Below are 18,003 nucleotides of genomic sequence, written 5' to 3' on the forward strand. Positions count from 1 at the left end.
ATGCAAACACTTCCTGACAAAAATTGACAAGAGGCCCGCCTAGACAGACCGCATCACAACAGGAGAAACCCGATGCTCACCCTCGTTTCCTTTCCCGGCGCCCTTGGCGAACCCAGCCTGAGCGGCTTTTGCACCAAGGCGATGATCTGTCTCGACATGGCCGGGCAGGACTGGCGCCCGCGCTTTACCGTCGATCCGTCCAATGCCCCCTATGGCAAGCTGCCCGTACTCGAAACGCCCGAAGGGCCGGTTGCCGACAGCAACCTGATCCTGCGCTGGCTGGAGGCGCAGGGCGCCGATCTGTTCCCGGGTCTCGATGCTGCCGGACGGGCGCAGGCCCATGCGCTGATCCGCATGGCCGAGGAGAACCTGCGTTATGGCATGATGTATGACCGTTGGGTAGACCCCCGAGGTTGGGCGGCCTTCATGCCCGTCGTCTTTGGCGACATGCCCGCGCCCCTGCGGCTGGTCATCCCCGGCAAGGTCCGCAAGGACATTGTGAAGGGGCTGAAATGGCAGGGGCTTGGGCGGATGTCGCCCGACGCCCGGCAGGCCTGTTTCGACGCAGATCTGGACGCGCTGACCGATCTGCTGTGGGGGCGTCACTGGGTTATGGGCGACACGCCCACCGCCGCAGATGCCGCCATTCTGCCCGTGCTCAGTGGCATCGACAGCGGTCAGGCCGATACGGCCCTGCGGCGGGCGCTGCGCAGCCGCCCGACCCTGATGGAATATGTCGAACGCGGGCGCGCGCGACTATACGCGCCGCTTACCGCTTCGCTTTGCGCTGCCGCGTGACCTTGCGCTTGATCGCGGCGTCCTTCTTCTTGGCCGCCGCGGCCTTGCGTTTCGCGCCGGTCTTGGACGGTTTGCCGCCGAACCGCTTGCTGCGCCCAAAGCCACGGGAGCGGCCCCCGGCGCTGCTTTCGTACTCTTCGCCATCGAGTTCCAGCAACTCGAAGGCGATGCCCCCGGTCAGCGGCGCGGCTTCGGTCAGTTTGACCCGCGCCCGCAGCCCCAGCGAGATGATCCGCCCGGAATCCGACCCCATCAGGGTGCCGCTTTCGCGGTCAAAGACGAAATATTCGTTCCCCAAGGTCGAGATCGGCACCAAGCCATCGGCCCCGGTCTCGTCCAGCTTGACGAAGAGGCCGAACTTGGCAATGCCCGCCACTTTGCCGGTGAATTCGGCGCCGACACGGTCCGACAGGTAGGCGGCCAGATAGCGATCCGTCGTGTCCCGTTCCGCCATCATCGACCGGCGTTCCGTGTCGCTGATCTGCTCGGCGGTTTGCTCCAGCCGTTCGATATCCTCGACCGACAGGCCATCATCGCCCCAGCCATGCGCCTTGATCAGACCGCGATGCACGATCAGGTCGGAATAGCGCCGGATGGGCGAGGTGAAATGCGCGTAATTCATCAACGCGAGGCCGAAATGCCCAAAATTCTTCGGGTTGTAATAGGCCTGCGTCATGGAGCGCAGCGTCGCCATATTGATCAACTCGTCATCGGTGCTGCCCTCGGCCTGCCGCAGCAGCGCGTTCAGGTGCCGGGTCTGCAGCACCTGCCCCTTGGCCAGCGTCATGCCCGCCGCCTGCGCCGTCTCGCGCAGACTGTCCAGCTTGTCCTCTGGCGGTTCTTCGTGAACGCGGAACAGCAGAGGCACGCGCTTTTCGATCAGGGTTTCGGCGGCGGCGACATTGGCCAGCACCATGAATTCCTCGATCAGCTTGTGGGCGTCGAGCCGCTCGGCAAAGTCCACGGACTGCACCTTGCCATCCTCGTTCAGCACGATCTTGCGTTCAGGCAGGTCCAGTTCCAGCGGCTGGCGGCGTTGGCGGGCGCGCTTGAGCGCCTCATACGCGCCGTAAAGCGGACGGATCACCGGGTCGAGCAGCTCGGCGCAGCGGTCATTCGGCTGGCCGTCCATGGCCGCCTGAACCTCTTGGTAATTCAAGGAGGCAGGCGAGCGCATCAGCCCGCGCAGGAACTCATGCCGCAGCTTATTGCCCTCGGCGTCGATGACCATCTTCACCGCCAGACAGGCGCGCGGCACGCCCTCGTGCAGTGAACACAGATCGCCGGACAGACGGTCGGGCAGCATGGGCACAACGCGGTCGGGGAAATAGGTGGAATTCCCGCGCCGCTTCGCTTCGCGGTCCAGCTTGGATCCCGGGCGCACATAATGCGCCACATCGGCAATCGCGACCCACAGGATATAGCCGCCTTCGTTCTCGGGGCTGGGATCTGCTTCGGCAAAGACCGCATCGTCATGGTCGCGCGCATCGCTGGGGTCGATCGTCACCAAAGGCACGTCGCGCAGATCGGTGCGCCCCTTCAGCCCGGCGGGTTTCATACTGTCCGCCTCGGCCAGCACATCCGGTGGGAAATCGTCCGGGATGCCGTGCTGGTGAATGGCGATCAGCGACACCGCGCGCGGCGCGGTCGGGTCGCCCAGCCGCAGCACGATCCGCGCCAGCGGCAGCCCCATGCGCGATTTCGGCCCGGCCTGCTCGGCCTCGACCAACTCGCCATCCAGCGCGCCGCCGGTGGCATCCGCCTTCACCATCCATTCAAGGTCCGAGCCCTTGTCGATCGGCAGAATCCGCCCGCCATCCGCGCCCTTGCGGAAGATGCCGACCACCTTGCGCGGGCTCTGCCCGATGCGGCGGATCAGCCGTGCCTCGTAATTGTGATCCTCTTCGTGGACCAGTTGCAGCCGCGCCAGCACCCGGTCGCCTTCGCCCAAGGCCGGGTCGCTCTCGCGCAGGACCATCAGCACAACCGGCTCCACGCCCTCGCCATGCCATTCCAGCGGCGTGGCGAACAGGTCGCCATTGCCATCGGGCGCCTTGATCTGCAACACGCTTACGGGGGGCAAGCGGTCCGGGTCGCGATAGGTCTTCTTGCGTTTCGCCAGATGACCCTCTTCCTCCAGCTCCTTCAACAGGCGCTTGAGGTCGATCCGCGCGGCGCCCTTGATGCCAAAGGCCTTGGCAATGTCGCGCTTCGCAGTCAGGGTCGGGTTGTCGGAAATCCAGTCGAGGATCTCCTGCTTGGTGGGCAATCTGTTCATGCCATGGGACGTAGCACGCCGCATGACCGTCGTCATGGACAAAGCACGCGCCCCGGTTTCTTCTTGGGCAAAATACCCACGGGGCTACAACAGGCAGACCATCTCCTGATGGGGGACGCCGCCATCGTCGTAGACCGCACCCATCGGCGCAAAGCCCAGCCCGGCGTAGAACGCCTGCGCCTGCACCTGCGCGCCCAGCACCACCCGCGCCTTTCCCGCCGCCCGGAAATGGTCGATCCCGAACCGCACCAAATCGGCACCCAGCCCGCGCCCGCGCCAGTCCTTCAGCACGCAGATCCGCCCGATCCTCCCGGCGGCCCCCTCATCCAGCAGCCGGGCCGAGGCCACGGCGCGGCCCGCATCGCGGATCACCAACTGCACCGCGCCCGTGTCCAGATCGTCCCACTCGTCCGCCTCGGTGAAGCCCTGCTCCTCGATGAACACCGCCCGGCGCAGCGCATGTGGCTCTGCCAGATCGTGCGTCACCTCGACCCTCACGCGAAATAATCCCGCAGGATACGCGCATAGATCGCCTTCAACTGGTGGATCTGCGCCACCTCGACGCGTTCATCGACCGCGTGCATGGTCTTGCCCACAAGGCCGAATTCCACCACCGGGCAGTGATCCTTGACAAAGCGCGCATCCGAGGTGCCGCCCGTGGTGGACAGTTCGGGTGCAATGCCGGTCTCGGCCTCGACCGCCTTGCCGATCAAATCCGACAGCGGCCCCGGCGGGGTCAGAAAGCTTTCGCCGGAAATCTTGACCTTCACCTCGGTCTGCGTGCCGAAATCGCCATCCACCTCTGCCGCGACATCGCGCAGCCAGTCCGACAGACCCGCGCCGGTATGGGCGTCGTTGAAGCGGATGTTGACGCAGGCAGTGGCCTTGGCCGGGATGACGTTGGTGGCCGGGTTGCCGGTGTCTATGGTCACCACCGCCAGTGTCGAGGCATCGAAATGATCGGTCCCCTGATCCAGCTCAAAGCTGGCCAGCCGGTCCATCAGCCGCGCCATGGCGGATAGCGGGTTCACCGCGCGGTGCGGATAGGCGGAATGGCCCTGCTGGCCAGTCACGGTGAACCAAGCGTTCAGCGAGCCGCGCCGCCCGATCTTCATCATCTGGCCCATGTGGTCGGGCGAGGTCGGCTCGCCCACGAGGCAAACGCTCATCTGTTCGCCCTGCTCGGCCATCCAGTCCAGCAGCGCGACGGTGCCATCCACGGCGTCGCCTTCCTCGTCACCGGTGATGGCCAACGCAATCGCGCCGTCCGGTGGGGTCGTGGTCACGTAATCCACCGCCGCCGCGACAAAGGCCGCCACGCCGGATTTCATATCGGTCGCGCCGCGTCCGTACAGGAAGCCATCCTCGATCTCGGCGCCGAAGGGATCATGTTGCCAGTCCTCGCGCCGCCCGATCGGCACCACATCCGTATGCCCGTTGAAGCCGAAGGTCCGCGCATGGCCCTTGTCGCCCCAGCGCGCGAACAGGTTGGCGATCCCGCCGCGATCCACCCGCGTACAGGCAAAACCCGCGCCCTCCAGCACCTCTTGCAACAGCACCAGCGCGCCGCCTTCGTCGGGGGTGACAGAAGGGCAGCGGACAAGGCGGGCGGTCAGGTCGGCGGGATTGGTGGTCATGGCGCTCTCCGGTGTTGGTGCCCGATCGCTACCGCGCCCCGCCGGATTTGGCAAATGTGGCGACATTGCATCAGTGCTTGCCCAAGATGACCGACTTCGGCGAGACCACCGTTAATAATTTGTTAACTATTTCGCAAACGCGTGCTACGCCAAGTCAAACAACAAAAATTCGTCAGAGGCAGGCGAGCGGTTTCCAAGTGCGTTCTTGAGCGAAGGCGGGTCGTCCTGCGGCCTGTCCGGTGTGTCTGTCTTATGCGCTACATGAGGCTGGCCATGGTTGCTCCGTCAGAGCTGTCGATCAATACGGGCGCGTCCGCCACGCAGATGGCACAGACCATTTTCGGCGACGGTGTCACCGTTCTTTCCGCAAGCTACACCGGCGATCCGCTGTCCTCCGGCATCTACACCGGGGGGCTGAGCACATCGCCCGGCGTCGTGCCCGGGGATACCGGCGTGATCCTGTCCACCGGCCACGTGCGCGATTTCACCAACAGCGCCGGCAGCGGGGGCGGCTGGTGGTCGTGGTGGGGCGGCGGTTCACAGAACTCCAATCAAAACAGCGACACGTCCAGCAACACCACCGGTCCGAACAACCGGCCCGATTTCAACGCCGCGGCGGGCGCGAATACCTATGACGCGGCCTATCTGGACGTGTCCTTCGTGCCGGAGGGCGACACGCTGACGATGCAGTTCGTCTTTTCCTCGGAGGAGTATCCGGAATACACGGACTCATTGTATCAGGACCTCGTGATGGTCTGGATCAATGGCGTGCCGGTCGAGGTGGCGTTTGGCAGTGGCGATGTCGACCCGGCGAACATCAACGAAACGAACAACCAAAACCTTTTCATCGACAATTCGCAGGACCAGTACAACACCGAGATGGACGGCTTCACGGTGACGATGACGCTGACCATCCCGGTGGTCGCCGACGAGACGAACACCATCCGGATCGGCATCGCCGACGTGCTGGACCCGAACTATGATTCCAACCTGCTGATTGCCGGGGACTCCGTCCAGACCGCCCTTGTCGCCATCGAGGACGAGATCACGGTCAATCCGACCGGCCAGACGGTCTTTGACCCGTTGGCCAATGACATCAACGATACCGGCGGCACGCTGACGATCACCCATATCAACGGGGTCGCCGTTTCCGCCGGGGATACGGTCACGCTGAACACGGGGCAGCAGGTCACGCTCAATGCCGATGGCACCATGACGGTGCTGGGCGATGGCGACGAAGAGACGATCAACTATACCTACACCACCGCCAGCAGCACCGGGCAGACCGATGTGGGCATGGTCACCGTGCAGTCGGTGCCCTGTTTCGTCGCGGGAACGCTTGTCGAGACGCCGCAAGGCGCGCGCCCCGTAGAGCAGTTGGAGCCGGGCGACCTTGTCGTGACGCGCGATCACGGACCGCAGCCGCTGCGCTGGATCGGATCGCGCACGGTCGCGGCCAAGGGCGTGATGGCGCCGGTGCGGATTGCCGGGGGTGCCCTTGGGGATCATCGCACGATCCTTGTATCACCGCAGCATCGGGTTCTGGTGCAGGATGTGCTTGCGCATCTGATGTTCGAGGAACCCGAGGTGCTGGCCGCGGCGCGGCATCTCGTCAACGGCCAGTCGATCCGCGTCGTCGAGGGCGGTACGATCACCTATGTGCATGTGCTGTTCGACCGGCATGAGATCATCCGGGCCAACGGGTTGTTGTCCGAAAGCTTTCTGCCCGGACCACAGACCAACGCCGTGTTCGAACAGGACACGGTAAAAGAGATCACGCGGCTGTTCCCGGAACTGGACCCGGCGACCGGCGACGGCTATCCTGAATCGGCGCGACGCATATTGAAAAAACACGAAGCAGCCGTGTTGCGCAGGGGTCAGGTGGCATGAGCTGGATTGCCATATCGGGGCAGGGGCGCGCTTGGGTGTGTCCCGAACGCTTTGGCACGAATGCCGAGGCGCGCAACGTGCTGTTGCCGCGCGGCTCGATCATGATCGAGACCCGGCTGTCCCCCGAGGGTCGCCCGCAAACCCTGCTGTCGTACGAGCGCGGCTATCCGTGGCATGGCTCGATCGCGGTGCGCGCCGTGCCCGGTGGCGGTATCGTCCTTGTCATGAGCCAAGGCGAAGACGTGTTCCACACCGTCCTTCAGCACCGCCACGATGCGCGCACCGACGTCGTCCGCGTGACCTTCTGCTGGGACAGCGAGGCGCGGTTTGGCCGGATTGCTGTCGAAAGCCCCGAAAGCGATGCGGTGGTGGTTCAGGATACGCCCGCGCCGCCGCCCATGCTGCTGGAGGACGTCTATACGCTGGTGCGCCGCCCGCAGCTGATCGAGATGGACCGCGATGTCGTGTTCTTTGCGGTCTCGGACCGGATCGAGCCGATTGGCCCCATGCCGTCGCTGGTCGGTCAGGCGCCTGTGCTGACGCCTACGGGCTATCGCCCGGTGCGGACGCTGAAATGCGGCGACACGGTTCTGACGCGGGATCACGGCACCGTGCCGGTGCTGGCCCGGGTCGAGCGGCAGGTGCCCGCGCTGGGCTCGTTCCAGCCGGTCCGGTTGCGTGCGCCCTATTTCGGCCTGCGCCATGATCTGGTGGTCGCGCCGCATCAACGGCTGGTGATCGGCGGGTCCGAGGTCGAGTATATCTTTGGCCGCGAGCAGGTCTTGATCCCGGCGCTGTCGCTGGTCAACGGCTTTGCCGCGCTCTACGAGGAAGGCGCGCGGCTGGTGCGCTATCATCAACTCTTGTTGCCGGGGCACGAACCTGTGGTGTCGGCCTCGGCGCAGCTTGAGACCTTGTATGTCGGACGCTTGCGGCGCAGGCGCGATCACGTTGCGCAGACGCTGCTGACGGAAGTGCCGCGGAACCTGATGCCCGAACATGCGCGCGCGGGCCTCAAGGTGCTCCGCCCGTTCGAGGCGATCACGCTGGCCGAAGCGCGCGCCGCCTGAGCGTCAGTCGAAGAACGGCGTGACCTGCGCGACGATGACGGCGTTTTCCGCCAGCGCGCGGTCCATCAGGGCGCGCTCTTCGTCGTCGATCTCGTGGCCTTGGTCCTCGCGTTCCTCCAGCGTGCCATAGCCTGTCACGTCCAGTGGCGCCATGTCCGCCTGTTTCAGGATCGCGACGGTTTCGCGCACCGCCTCGGCCTCGTCGACGCCGGAGGCATAGCACATCAGCGCCGCCCCGGTCGCGTCCTCGGGCAGGCCGTCTCCGGTCTTGCGGCCGACCTCGACCAGCAGGGTAAAGACCTCGTGCTTGCGCTTTTCCTTGGGGGCATTGGACATCGTGCGTTCCTGATCCGTGACGCGGCCTACATGCCAGAAACCGGCGGCCGGGGCCAGAGGCCGCGCACCCGGTCAGGCGGTCTTGCCCGTCAGCAACTCGATGGCCACCGCGCAGGCATAGACCGTGATCATCAACACGCTTTCGATGCCGATGCGAGCCGGTCCCCGACGCTGCCGCAGGATCAGCCCGGCCAGCAGAATCGCGGTCATCAGCAGGCCGGTGGCCAGCCAGTAGACATCCGACAGGCCGACCGCGTGGTATAGCGAGCCATCGCGATAGGCGATATCCGACAGGGTCAGGAACAGCGTGTCGAAGATGTTGCCGCCGATGATCCCGCCGACCGCAAGCTGAAGCGCCCCGCGCCGCACGGCGGCCAGCGTTGTCACGAATTCCGGCAGCGACGTCACCAGTGCGGTGATCAGTGCGCCGACAAGGCTCGACGCCAGCCCGAACCGGGTGATGAACTGTCCGCCGACCTGCGCGATGATCCAGCCGCTGACGCCCATGATGGCGACCAGCCCGGCAAAGATCAGCGCCGGGCGGGTGACCGGCTTTCTGGCGTCGTCCTCGTTTTCGGGTTCGTCATGACGGGTGTCGTCGGTCTCGACCGGCTCCCAGAGCGGGTTGTCGCGCATCTGCTGCGCCGATTTCATGCCCCAGATATAGGCGACAACCAAAATGACCGAGACCGGATGGACCTGAAAGAAACTGATATCCGGCCCGGCCACCGCCGCCATGGGCAGGGCCAGCAAGACGATCAGGATGATGGCTTGGAACAGGTTGGCGGGCTCTGCTGCGGCATGTTCTAGGTTCACGCCCCGATGCAGCATATCGGCAATGGCAAGGAACAATGTCTGCGCCGCGATCCCGCCCACCGCATTGGAAAAGGCAAAGGCCGCGTCACCCGATGCAGCCCCGTCGATCGACACGACGATCCCGGCCAGCGAGGTCGCCCCGCCAAGGATGATCGCGCCCGCCATCGCCTCGCCAAAGCCGGTGCGGTCGGCAATGATGTCGGCCAGCGCCGTCGCGCGGATCGAGACGATCACGACGATAACAGTGGTGATTGCAAAGAGGGCAAGCAGCCAGACGAGGCTGAGATCGGCGAACATGCTGTCCTTTCGGTGGCGTGTTCAGGCAACCGTCGCGCGCTGCAAAGGTTCCCTCAGCCGCGCCGCAATTGCCGCCAGACCCAGATCAGCAGGCTGGCCCCGGCGACACCCACGACCAGCTGCGGCAGCCACGCGTTCTCGGCAAAGATCCCGGCCCGCGCCAGCAGCCAGTTCAGCACGACGGCCCCGATGATCCCGAGAATGATATTGGTGAAGATCCCCGTCTTGGCCTTCATGATATAGCTGGCGATCCAGCCCGCCAGCCCGCCGACGATGATCGATGCAAGAAATCCCAGTCCCATGCGCGCCCCTTGGTCAATTCGGCAGGTAAACGCGAGAGGCGGCAAAAGGTTCCCCTTGGTCCAAACAAAAACGCCCGGGCGTTCAGGCCCGGGCGTCGATACCAGTGGAACAGCGGGTCAGTCCCGCAGCAACTCGTTGATGCCGGTCTTGGAGCGGGTCTTTTCATCGACGCGCTTCACGATCACCGCGCAGTACAGGTTGATCCCGTTCTTCGACGGCATCGAACCGGCGACGACCACCGAATAGGGCGGGACCTCGCCATACATGACTTCGCCGGTCTCGCGGTCGACGATCTTGGTCGACTTGCCGATGAAGACACCCATGCCAAGGACCGAGCCTTCGCGCACGATGCAGCCCTCGACCACCTCGGAGCGGGCGCCGATAAAGCAGTTGTCCTCGATGATGGTCGGGCCGGCCTGCATGGGTTCCAGCACGCCGCCAATGCCGACGCCGCCGGACAGGTGGACGCCCTTGCCGATCTGCGCGCAGGAGCCAACGGTCGCCCAAGTGTCGACCATCGTGCCCGTGTCGACATAGGCGCCAAGGTTGACGAAGGACGGCATCAGCACCACGCCCGGCGCGATGAAGGCGGACTTGCGCACGACGCAGTTCGGCACGGCGCGGAAGCCAGCCGATTTCCACTCGGACTCGCCCCAGCCCTTGAATTTGCTGTCGACCTTGTCCCACCAGCCGGACCCCTGCGGGCCATTGTCATGCACTTCCATGTCCTTGATGCGGAAGCCCAGCAGCACGGCCTTTTTCGCCCACTGGTTCACGTGCCAGTCGCCGTTTTCCATCTTTTGGGCCACGCGCAGCTTGCCGGAGTCCAGCGCGTTCAGCGTGTCCTCGATTGCCTCGCGGGTTTCACCGCCGGTCGTCGGCGTGATGGTGTCGCGCGCCTCCCAGGCGGCTTCGATGGCAGCTTCGAGCTGGGCGTTGGACATGGGGGCCTCCCTTGATGGATCACAATTCCGGCGCGTTAGACACCAATTGACGGGTTCGCGCAATCGCCTAGAGCGGGTCGGGCGCGGGGTTCGCACCGCAGACCAGCACCGCGACCCGCTCGCCCGGTTCCGGAACGTAAGCGCCCCATTGCAGCGCCGCCAGCGCGCAGGCCCCGGCGGGTTCGACCAGTTGGCGGTGGGCTTGCCACAGGCTGCGCTGGGCCTCGACGATGGCCCCGTCGGGGACTTCGACGGCGGTGATGCCTTGGGCAGCGGCCAGATCGTAGCAAATCTGCCCGATCCGACGTGCACCCAGCGCGTTGGCCGCCACGCCAGAGACCGGCACATCCACCGGGCCGCCCGCTTTCAGCGCCGCGGTCAGCGCGTTGCAGGACATCGGCTCCACGGCAACGATCTTGCGTGCGCCTTGCGCCCAGGCCAAGGCCCCGGCGATCAGGCCGCCGCCGCCCACGGCGATCAGCACCGTATCGGCCTCCAACCCCTGTTGCTCCCATTCGCGCAACAGCGTGCCTTGGCCCGCAACAGTGAGCGGCGCGTCATAGGCGTGCACCTGACACGCCCCGCGTTCTTCTTCGTAGCGTTTCGCCATGTCCAGCGCGTCGGCATATTCGCCCGGCACCACCGTCAGATCGGCACCCGAGCGTTCGATCACCGCGATCTTGGCCGGCCCGGCCATTTCCGGGACGAAAATATGCGCGGGATAGCCCAGCGATTTCGCCGCAAACCCCACCGCCGCGCCGTGATTGCCCCCCGACGCCGCCACGACGCCGCCCTCGGGCACGTCCATCGCCATCAGCGAGTTGAACGCGCCACGCGCCTTGAAGCTGCCGGTGTGCTGAAGCTGCTCCAGCTTCAACTCGATCTCGCGGCTCCACAGCGCGTCGCTGCGCATGACCGGCGTAACCACGGTCTTGCCCTCGATCCGGGCGCTGGCGGTTTCGATCTCGGTTTTCCAATCCATGGCGGGCCTGCTCTCTGGTGCTTTTGTCCACAGGCATATACGTCTGGGGCAAAGCCAACAAGGAGCGGCCCATTGACCGACAAACGCCGAAGCCCGCTGCGCGATGCAAATCTGGACCGCGATACCGCAGCGCAAATCCCCGATACGCCGCAGACCCGCTCGCCCAGCTATCGTCTGGCCTTTGCCGACGAGGCGTTTCTGGGTCTGGAAGAGCTGCGCCCGGTGCGCCTGCAACTGGAATTGCTGAAATTCGAACTGCTGCTGAACGAACACGGGATCGACTCGACCGTCGTGCTGTTCGGCGGCGCGCGCATCCCGTCGCCTGCCGAAAAGGACGGTGCGCGCACCAAGACGCTGGCCGACCTGTCGCATTTCTACGACGAGGCGCGCAGCTTTGCCCGGCTGATGACGCGCAAGGCGCTGGAAACCGGCAACCGTGAATTCGTCGTCGTGACGGGCGGTGGCCCCGGCGTGATGGAAGCCGGGAACCTTGGCGCGCAGGAAGAGGGCGGCGTCAGCATCGGGTTGAACATCGTGCTGCCGCATGAACAGGCGCCAAACCCCTATGTGACGCCTGACCTTGCTTTCAACTTCCACTATTTCGCGATCCGCAAGATGCATTTCCTGATGCGCGCGCGGGCGATCTGCGTCTTTCCCGGCGGCTTCGGCACGCTGGACGAGCTGTTCGAGACGCTGACCCTGATCCAGACCGGCCGCATGCAGCGCGTGCCCGTACTGCTGTTCGGGCGGGCCTTTTGGGAAAGCATCGTCAACTGGGACGCGCTGTCCGAGGCCGGGACGATCAGCCCCGAGGACCTTGACCTGTTCCGCTTCGTCGAAAGCGCCGAAGAGGCCGCCGAGATCGTCGAGAACTGGGAGCCGGCCCCGCCCCGCAGCGACATTCCCGGGCGCTGAGGGTCAGCCCTCTGCCACCCCGACGGTCTGCGCGCGCTCGACCCAACGAGCGATCACGGCGCGCGCGGCCGCCTCATCGCGCTGGTCAAGCGCGCGGCGCAGGTCCTTGAGCGCGGTGGCCACCTCGAATTCGGAAAGGCTGGTTTCCTGCGCGCGCAGGATTTTCTGATGCGGGGTGGTCAGCATGTCCGAGGAAATCAGCAACTCCTCGTGCATTTTCTCGCCGGGGCGCAGGCCGGTGATCTGAATCTCGATATCGCCGCCGGGGTTTTCGTCATCCTTGACGGTGAACCCGGCGCCCTCGATCATCTGACGGGCGAGTTTTTCAATGGGCACCGGATCGCCCATATCCAGCACGAAGACATCGCCGCCCCGCGCAAAGGACCCGGCCAGCAGAACCAGCCGCGCGGCCTCTGATATCGTCATGAAGTAGCGCGTCACACGCCGGTCGGTCAGTGTCACCGGGCCGCCACGCGCGATCTGCTCCTCGAACAGCGGGATGACCGACCCGGACGAGCCCAGCACATTGCCGAACCGCACCATCGAATAGCGCGTGCCCATGGACCGCGATGCAAGATCCTGCACCACCAGTTCGGCCAGCCGTTTCGACGCGCCCATGACATTGGTCGGGCGCACGGCCTTGTCTGTCGACACGAGGATAAACCGTTCGACCCCGGCATCGCGCGCGGCCTCGGCCATCAGCTTGGTGCCCAGCACGTTGTTGGCCAGTCCGGCAAGGGCGTTTTGCTCGACCATGGGCAGGTGCTTGTAGGCGGCGGCATGCAGCACGACATCGACATGGTGGCGTTCCAGCACGTCTTGCATCAGGCTTTCATCCAGAACCGAGCCCAGCACTGGCACGATCGGCATCGCCGCTTCGAGATCGCGCAATTCCTTGTTGATGTTGTACAGCGCCAATTCCGAGTGATCGACCAGCACGATGCAGGCGGGTTTGCACGCGATCAGTTGTCGGCACAGTTCCGAGCCGATTGAGCCGCCCGCCCCGGTCACGAGGATGCGGCGCCCGGAATAGGCATGGCTGACGCCGGGCAGTTCCTTTTCCAGACGGTTGCGGCCCAGCAGGTCGTGGATCGAGACCGGCGTAACCTTCTGCCGCAACTCGCCCTCGCCGACCAGTTGCGCGAAGGACGGCAGGGCATGCACCTCGATCCCGATGCCGCGCAGGCGGTGGGCAATGCGCGCCAGCGCCGGTTGGCTGATCGACGGCATGGCCAGAACGATCCGGTCGATGCGCTTTTCCTCGACCAGCTTTTGCAGGTTGGCGGGTGCATAGACCCGCAGGCCGGAGACATCGAGGCTTTGCAAAGTGGGGTTGTCATCGAGAAAGGCGACCGGCGTTATGTCGTTGCCATGACGCAGGGCTGCGGCCAATTGCTGGCCCGTCTGGCCTGCACCGTAGATCAGCACGCGGATGCGGTCGCTGCCCCGCCGGTAGATCTGGATGATGAGTTGCCGGAAAGCGACGCGCCACGTGACCGACATGACCGTCAGCAGCAGCGTGAAGATGAAGTAGACACCGGGGGCCAGACCGATTGCCATCGCGGTATCGACCGCAACCGCAAGGCTGCCAAGGGACACCGCGTACAATGCGGTGCGCACGACGCCGCGCATCTCGTAGGCGTTCAGCCGGATGCGGGTCAGCCCCAGCTTCCACCCGAGCAGGGCAGCAGGCAGCGCGAGGGCCGCGGTGATCGGCCAGACCTGCCCAAGCGTCGACATGTCCGCCCGTGTCGAGCTTTCGAGGACCAAGGCCATGTACAGCGCCGACGGGATCACGAGGATGTCGAGAACGGTGAAGACGAACTGTTTTTGAGAACGCGACAGGGCTGTCACGATTTTGTAGAACATTGTATTGCCGTCCCTCGCGCCTGCCCTTGAGCCTGCGCCTGTCATGCAGCCGCCAATCTGGCCCATCCCACGAAGCCAGCAGCGGGCACACGAATTTTCGTTCCCCAACTTTACCTTAAAACAGTGTCCAAATCGTGAGCAAGCAACATTTGCCGCAGTGCGGAAACGGGGCTGATTTGTGCCGGTTGCGCCGGTTCAGGGCGCAAATCCACCGGTTTTCCGGTCGCCGCAGACTCGACACGGGTCAGAATCGCCCTTTCATACACTCGAACGCTGGGATATGACGCGCGCTGTTGGTCAGGCAGGGGCCTGACCGGCTACGCGAACCGATAGGAGGGCCAAATGGGCTACAAGGTTGTCGTCGCGGGTGCCACGGGTAATGTGGGCCGCGAAATGCTGAACATCCTCGACGAACGGGCATTCCCGATCGACGAGATCGCCGTGCTGGCGTCGCGCAAATCGCTCGGCACCGAGGTTTCGTTCGGTGACAAGACCCTCAAGACCCAAGACCTCGATACTTTCGATTTCACCGGCTGGGACATGGCGCTGTTTGCCGTGGGGTCCGAGGCGACGAAGAAATACGCGCCGAAGGCCGCGTCGCAGGGCTGCGTGGTGATCGACAACTCGTCGCTCTATCGCTACGACCCGGACGTGCCGCTGGTCGTGCCGGAGGTCAACGCCGACGCCGTGATGGGCTACACCAAGAAGAACATCATCGCGAACCCCAACTGCTCGACCGCGCAGATGGTGGTGGCGCTCAAGCCGCTGCATGATCGCGCCCGCATCAAGCGTGTCGTGGTGTCGACCTACCAGTCGGTGTCCGGCTCGGGCAAGGCGGCGATCGACGAGCTGTGGGACCAGACCAAGGCGCATTACAACCCGACCGACGACTACCAGCGCAAGGTCTACCCGAAGGACATCGCCTTCAACGTGATCCCGCATATCGACGTCTTCCTCGACGATGGCTCGACCAAGGAAGAGTGGAAGATGGTCGCCGAGACGAAGAAGATCGTCGATCCGTCGATCAAGGTCACCGCAACCTGCGTGCGCGTACCGGTTTTCGTTGGCCACTCCGAGGCGATCAACATCGAATTCCATGATTTCCTCGACGAGGACGAAGCCCGCGAGATCCTGCGCGAGGCGCCCGGCATCATGGTGATCGACAAGCGCGAGGATGGCGGCTACGTCACGCCCAAGGAATGTGTGGGGGATTTCGCCACCTTCATCAGCCGTATCCGTCAGGATTCGACCATCGAGAATGGTCTGAACCTGTGGTGCGTCTCTGACAACCTGCGCAAGGGCGCGGCGCTGAACGCCGTGCAGATTGCCGAGGTTCTGGGCCAGAAGGCACTGAAGAAGGGCTGATTGCCTGCGAATTGAGGGAAAGCCGGGTTGCCGCGAGGCCGCCCGGCTTTTTCATGCCTAGTCGTTCGGATAGGCAAGCTGTCCGTTTCGACCGGGTCCCTATGCGACCCACGCGTTGGGTCTTGGACCGTTCGGGTATATACACTGCGTATCGGTCGATTGATCGACCCGGCCAGAACGGCTGTCCATCGGGTGGTGATGTCCGGGTGTTGCTCCCTGTCGATACGCCATGGTCCCGAATTGCGATGCTGCTGCGGCCGCCGGTTCTCTCTGTCTCTCTTCCGGCTGGCTGCGGCGGTCATGCATCAGACATGGCGCACGAGCCGTGTCGCCGCGCCGCCAGTGTCGGAAACGGGACGCGTTGCGGAATGCGTCTGCCATCTGGCCACGGGATCGGGACGATTGTCCGGTTTCGGTCGGTCTACTCCCGCACACGCCGGTTCTTGCGGACGCATCCCGTGAAAGCCCGACCCGAAGCGCCGGGAGAGGGCGCTGACATCCTGACCCAGCTTGGACGCGCTGCACAACCTCTGCCCCGACGGATGCCGCACGAGGTCGACCCCCTCGTCGCCAGCACGCAGCGCATAGCCCTTGAGCATCAGGCGTCCCTGAAGTTCCGCCCAGCTCGCGGCCTTTTCGAAATCGTCCGACAACTGTCCGCGCACCTGCGCCAGCGGCGTCACGCCAAGCGCGCCCTTGGTCCGCAACAGTTCGGCCGAGAGGGTCTGGCGCATCATCTGCTCCAGCGGCACACCACGCCGGGTGGCCAGGCGCGCCGCCGCCTCCCATAGGGCGCGCGGCATGCGCAAAGTGATCTCGACCTCATCCATGGGCCGATCATGCCGAACGCATGGTTAAGGGGGCGTTACGAATTCCACGAAAAGCTGAATAAATCTGCCTCAATTTCGCCTGTTTTGCGTGCCACGCTGGGCGATACTTTCAAGGAGACCCGTCATGCGACATCAGCCAGATATCTCGGCGGGGTGGGTTGACTCCACCGCGACGCATACGCTTCCGGCACCGCTGGACAGCGAAACCCGCGCCTTGTTGCGCCTGTTCCTTGCGCCGATCCTCGAAACCGCGACCTCGTGGGAGGATTTGGGCCAGCGGCTCGCGACCAAGGGATACCGGCTCGGGTTTCTGTCCGGGCATCTGGTCATCCGCAACGAGGCGGGCGAGGCGGTCTGTACCGGCAGCGGTCTGGGCACCCCGCTGGCCGAGATCGCGGCGCGGATCGGGCGGCCATGCGTCAAGGCGCATCCCGGCGGGCAGTCCGGCGAATTGAACTGAGATCACCCGCGCCGTGACGCGCGGCGCTGTTGGACAACCGTCACAGCGGCAGGAAATTGCCCGATTTCGGGTCAAAGCATTCAAGCCCGCCTTCGCCGATATCGGTCCACAGCCCGTGCAGTGTCAGTCGGCCACCCTCGACCGCGTCCTTGACGAAGGGGAAGGTCATCAGGTTGCGCAGGGACACGACCACGGCCTCCTTTTCAAGCGCGGTGGGCATGTCAGGGCTGTCCTTGACCGCCTCGTATCCGGGCCGCAGGATATCCATCCAGCGCCCGACGAAGGATGTCTTGTCCTCCAATGCCGGTGCGCGGCCTTCGCACATGTCGAAACAGCCCTGCACGCCGCCGCACTGGCTGTGCCCCAGAACGATCACATGCGCGACCTTCAGGGCGGTCACGGCGTATTCCACCGCTGCCGAGGTGCCGTGCTGGTTGCCGTCGGGCTCGTAGGGCGGCACGAGATTGGCGATGTTGCGGTGGATGAAGAACTCGCCCTGATCGGCCCCGAAGATCGAGGTCACATGCACGCGCGAATCGCAGCACGAGATCACCATCGCCCGCGGGCGCTGCCCCTCGTCGGCAAGGCGACGATACCAAGCGTGGTTCTCGGCGAACTGCGTCGCCTTCCAGCCGTGATAGCGCTGAACCAGATAGGCGGGCAGGGGGCGGGCGAAGTCCATGGCATCCTCCGTCAGGGGCGTTCGTTCCGGACTAGCTTCTATTCAAGGGAAATTCGAGGGAAAAGGCTGTTTGCGCCTAACCTTTTGGGAACCTCGACCGGGTTAGTGTGTCCTTGCCGTGGGGGCTACTAGACTTGGGGTGAGATATTGATTGAGGTAACGTACCTCGCGCCGACCGAACGGCCGCAGATGGACCCGGAACAGATCGAAACCTTGTGTGTCGATCTCGGGCCATATGCGGCCGAGGACGTCGTCTGTCGCGCGATGGAAGAGCTGGCTCAACGCTTGTGCCAGCTTCAGGAGATGGCCCTGAAGGGCCCTCGCGAGGACCTGCACAAGGGGTTGCGTGCGCTGGCGGCGATTGCCGATCAGATCGGCATGTGCTCACTGGCGCGGGTCGCGCATGACGTGATGAACTGCATCGAATTCGGTGACCGGGTGGCGGAGGCCGCCTGCATGGCGCGCCTGTCGCGCATGGGCGAACGGTCCTTGACCGCGATGTGGGACCTCAACGAGTTCAGCGTGTAATCG

18 protein-coding genes are annotated in these 18,003 nt (G+C 64.6%); 7 read left to right on the top strand and 11 right to left on the bottom strand.

Annotated features, from left to right (window positions below; all coding sequences use genetic code 11):
* Positions 1-72: 72 nt before the first annotated feature.
* Positions 73-798: a glutathione S-transferase family protein gene (locus D8Z78_RS12045; RefSeq protein ID WP_121631194.1), complete on the top strand. Its 726-nt coding sequence runs from the start codon at positions 73-75 to the stop codon at positions 796-798.
* Here the strand turns inward: D8Z78_RS12045 and rnr are convergent.
* From rnr to dapE, 3 genes are all read right to left on the bottom strand, one after another.
* Positions 770-3,076, bottom strand: a complete 2,307-nt coding sequence (gene rnr / locus D8Z78_RS12050; RefSeq protein WP_121631195.1) for a ribonuclease R — start codon at positions 3,074-3,076, stop codon at positions 770-772. The two genes, D8Z78_RS12045 and rnr, sit on opposite strands and share 29 nt — an antisense overlap.
* A gap of 84 nt (positions 3,077-3,160) precedes the next feature.
* On the bottom strand, positions 3,161-3,562 hold the full coding sequence (locus D8Z78_RS12055; RefSeq protein WP_240672104.1) for a GNAT family N-acetyltransferase: 402 nt from the start codon (positions 3,560-3,562) through the stop codon (positions 3,161-3,163).
* 8 nt (positions 3,563-3,570) lie between these two features.
* Entirely contained in the window at positions 3,571-4,713 is a 1,143-nt protein-coding gene (gene dapE, locus D8Z78_RS12060) for a succinyl-diaminopimelate desuccinylase (protein ID WP_121631197.1), read from the bottom strand.
* 273 nt (positions 4,714-4,986) lie between these two features.
* On the opposite strand from dapE, the gene D8Z78_RS12065 reads away from it, so the two are divergent.
* Complete coding sequence (locus D8Z78_RS12065; protein ID WP_121631198.1) at positions 4,987-6,603, top strand: Hint domain-containing protein; 1,617 nt, start codon at positions 4,987-4,989, stop codon at positions 6,601-6,603.
* Positions 6,600-7,673, top strand: coding sequence for a Hint domain-containing protein (locus D8Z78_RS12070; protein ID WP_121631199.1), 1,074 nt, complete (start codon positions 6,600-6,602; stop codon positions 7,671-7,673). Before D8Z78_RS12065 ends, D8Z78_RS12070 begins: the two co-directional genes overlap by 4 nt.
* Positions 7,674-7,676: 3 nt before the next feature.
* Here the strand turns inward: D8Z78_RS12070 and D8Z78_RS12075 are convergent, their stop codons facing one another.
* From D8Z78_RS12075 to D8Z78_RS12095, 5 genes are all read right to left on the bottom strand, one after another.
* Positions 7,677-8,009 carry a hypothetical protein gene (locus D8Z78_RS12075; protein WP_121631200.1) on the bottom strand — a complete coding sequence of 111 codons (333 nt, stop codon included), beginning with the start codon at positions 8,007-8,009 and terminating at the stop codon, positions 7,677-7,679.
* Positions 8,010-8,081: 72 nt separating this feature from the next.
* Complete coding sequence (locus D8Z78_RS12080) at positions 8,082-9,122, bottom strand: sodium:calcium antiporter (protein ID WP_121631201.1); 1,041 nt, start codon at positions 9,120-9,122, stop codon at positions 8,082-8,084.
* Between the two features lie 53 nt (positions 9,123-9,175).
* Entirely contained in the window at positions 9,176-9,424 is a 249-nt protein-coding gene (locus D8Z78_RS12085) for a GlsB/YeaQ/YmgE family stress response membrane protein (protein WP_121631202.1), read from the bottom strand.
* Positions 9,425-9,541: 117 nt separating this feature from the next.
* A complete protein-coding gene (gene dapD / locus D8Z78_RS12090) occupies positions 9,542-10,369 on the bottom strand; it encodes a 2,3,4,5-tetrahydropyridine-2,6-dicarboxylate N-succinyltransferase (protein WP_121631203.1) in 828 nt (275 codons plus the stop codon).
* Between the two features lie 67 nt (positions 10,370-10,436).
* Entirely contained in the window at positions 10,437-11,351 is a 915-nt protein-coding gene (locus D8Z78_RS12095) for a threonine/serine dehydratase (protein ID WP_121631204.1), read from the bottom strand.
* 72 nt (positions 11,352-11,423) lie between these two features.
* Here D8Z78_RS12095 and D8Z78_RS12100 point away from each other — a divergent pair, with 72 nt between their 5' ends.
* On the top strand, positions 11,424-12,266 hold the full coding sequence (locus tag D8Z78_RS12100; RefSeq protein ID WP_121631205.1) for an LOG family protein: 843 nt from the start codon (positions 11,424-11,426) through the stop codon (positions 12,264-12,266).
* A 3-nt stretch (positions 12,267-12,269) separates the two neighbouring features.
* Here the strand turns inward: D8Z78_RS12100 and D8Z78_RS12105 are convergent, their stop codons facing one another.
* On the bottom strand, positions 12,270-14,135 hold the full coding sequence (locus tag D8Z78_RS12105) for a polysaccharide biosynthesis protein (RefSeq protein ID WP_121631206.1): 1,866 nt from the start codon (positions 14,133-14,135) through the stop codon (positions 12,270-12,272).
* A gap of 342 nt (positions 14,136-14,477) precedes the next feature.
* Here D8Z78_RS12105 and D8Z78_RS12110 point away from each other — a divergent pair, with 342 nt between their 5' ends.
* Positions 14,478-15,500: an aspartate-semialdehyde dehydrogenase gene (locus D8Z78_RS12110; protein WP_121631207.1), complete on the top strand. Its 1,023-nt coding sequence runs from the start codon at positions 14,478-14,480 to the stop codon at positions 15,498-15,500.
* Positions 15,501-15,805: 305 nt separating this feature from the next.
* Here D8Z78_RS12110 and D8Z78_RS12115 read toward each other — a convergent pair whose 3' ends face one another.
* Positions 15,806-16,330, bottom strand: a complete 525-nt coding sequence (locus D8Z78_RS12115; protein ID WP_121631208.1) for a hypothetical protein — start codon at positions 16,328-16,330, stop codon at positions 15,806-15,808.
* Between the two features lie 124 nt (positions 16,331-16,454).
* On the opposite strand from D8Z78_RS12115, the gene D8Z78_RS12120 reads away from it, so the two are divergent.
* On the top strand, positions 16,455-16,790 hold the full coding sequence (locus tag D8Z78_RS12120; protein ID WP_240672106.1) for a hypothetical protein: 336 nt from the start codon (positions 16,455-16,457) through the stop codon (positions 16,788-16,790).
* A 40-nt stretch (positions 16,791-16,830) separates the two neighbouring features.
* Here D8Z78_RS12120 and D8Z78_RS12125 read toward each other — a convergent pair whose 3' ends face one another.
* Positions 16,831-17,472 carry a carbonic anhydrase gene (locus D8Z78_RS12125; RefSeq protein WP_121631209.1) on the bottom strand — a complete coding sequence of 214 codons (642 nt, stop codon included), beginning with the start codon at positions 17,470-17,472 and terminating at the stop codon, positions 16,831-16,833.
* 147 nt (positions 17,473-17,619) lie between these two features.
* On the opposite strand from D8Z78_RS12125, the gene D8Z78_RS12130 reads away from it, so the two are divergent.
* A complete protein-coding gene (locus D8Z78_RS12130) occupies positions 17,620-18,000 on the top strand; it encodes a hypothetical protein (RefSeq protein ID WP_240672108.1) in 381 nt (126 codons plus the stop codon).
* The last annotated feature ends 3 nt before the right edge of the window (positions 18,001-18,003 follow it).

The sequence above is a fragment of the Tropicibacter alexandrii genome, assembly GCF_003667315.2.
In the GTDB taxonomy this organism is placed as follows: Bacteria; Pseudomonadota; Alphaproteobacteria; order Rhodobacterales; family Rhodobacteraceae; genus Tropicibacter; species Tropicibacter alexandrii.

Bases quoted from the DNA above. Each gene is read 5' to 3' on its own strand.
- D8Z78_RS12045 (WP_121631194.1), top strand. From the start codon at position 73: ATGCTCACCCTCGTTTCCTTTCCCGGCGCCCTTGGCGAACCCAGCCTG.
- rnr (WP_121631195.1), bottom strand. From the start codon at position 3,076: ATGAACAGATTGCCCACCAAGCAGGAGATCCTCGACTGGATTTCCGAC.
- dapE (WP_121631197.1), bottom strand. From the start codon at position 4,713: ATGACCACCAATCCCGCCGACCTGACCGCCCGCCTTGTCCGCTGCCCT.
- D8Z78_RS12065 (WP_121631198.1), top strand. From the start codon at position 4,987: ATGGTTGCTCCGTCAGAGCTGTCGATCAATACGGGCGCGTCCGCCACG.
- D8Z78_RS12070 (WP_121631199.1), top strand. From the start codon at position 6,600: ATGAGCTGGATTGCCATATCGGGGCAGGGGCGCGCTTGGGTGTGTCCC.
- D8Z78_RS12075 (WP_121631200.1), bottom strand. From the start codon at position 8,009: ATGTCCAATGCCCCCAAGGAAAAGCGCAAGCACGAGGTCTTTACCCTG.
- D8Z78_RS12080 (WP_121631201.1), bottom strand. From the start codon at position 9,122: ATGTTCGCCGATCTCAGCCTCGTCTGGCTGCTTGCCCTCTTTGCAATC.
- D8Z78_RS12085 (WP_121631202.1), bottom strand. From the start codon at position 9,424: ATGGGACTGGGATTTCTTGCATCGATCATCGTCGGCGGGCTGGCGGGC.
- dapD (WP_121631203.1), bottom strand. From the start codon at position 10,369: ATGTCCAACGCCCAGCTCGAAGCTGCCATCGAAGCCGCCTGGGAGGCG.
- D8Z78_RS12095 (WP_121631204.1), bottom strand. From the start codon at position 11,351: ATGGATTGGAAAACCGAGATCGAAACCGCCAGCGCCCGGATCGAGGGC.
- D8Z78_RS12105 (WP_121631206.1), bottom strand. From the start codon at position 14,135: ATGTTCTACAAAATCGTGACAGCCCTGTCGCGTTCTCAAAAACAGTTC.
- D8Z78_RS12110 (WP_121631207.1), top strand. From the start codon at position 14,478: ATGGGCTACAAGGTTGTCGTCGCGGGTGCCACGGGTAATGTGGGCCGC.
- D8Z78_RS12115 (WP_121631208.1), bottom strand. From the start codon at position 16,330: ATGGATGAGGTCGAGATCACTTTGCGCATGCCGCGCGCCCTATGGGAG.
- D8Z78_RS12120 (WP_240672106.1), top strand. From the start codon at position 16,455: ATGCGACATCAGCCAGATATCTCGGCGGGGTGGGTTGACTCCACCGCG.
- D8Z78_RS12125 (WP_121631209.1), bottom strand. From the start codon at position 17,472: ATGGACTTCGCCCGCCCCCTGCCCGCCTATCTGGTTCAGCGCTATCAC.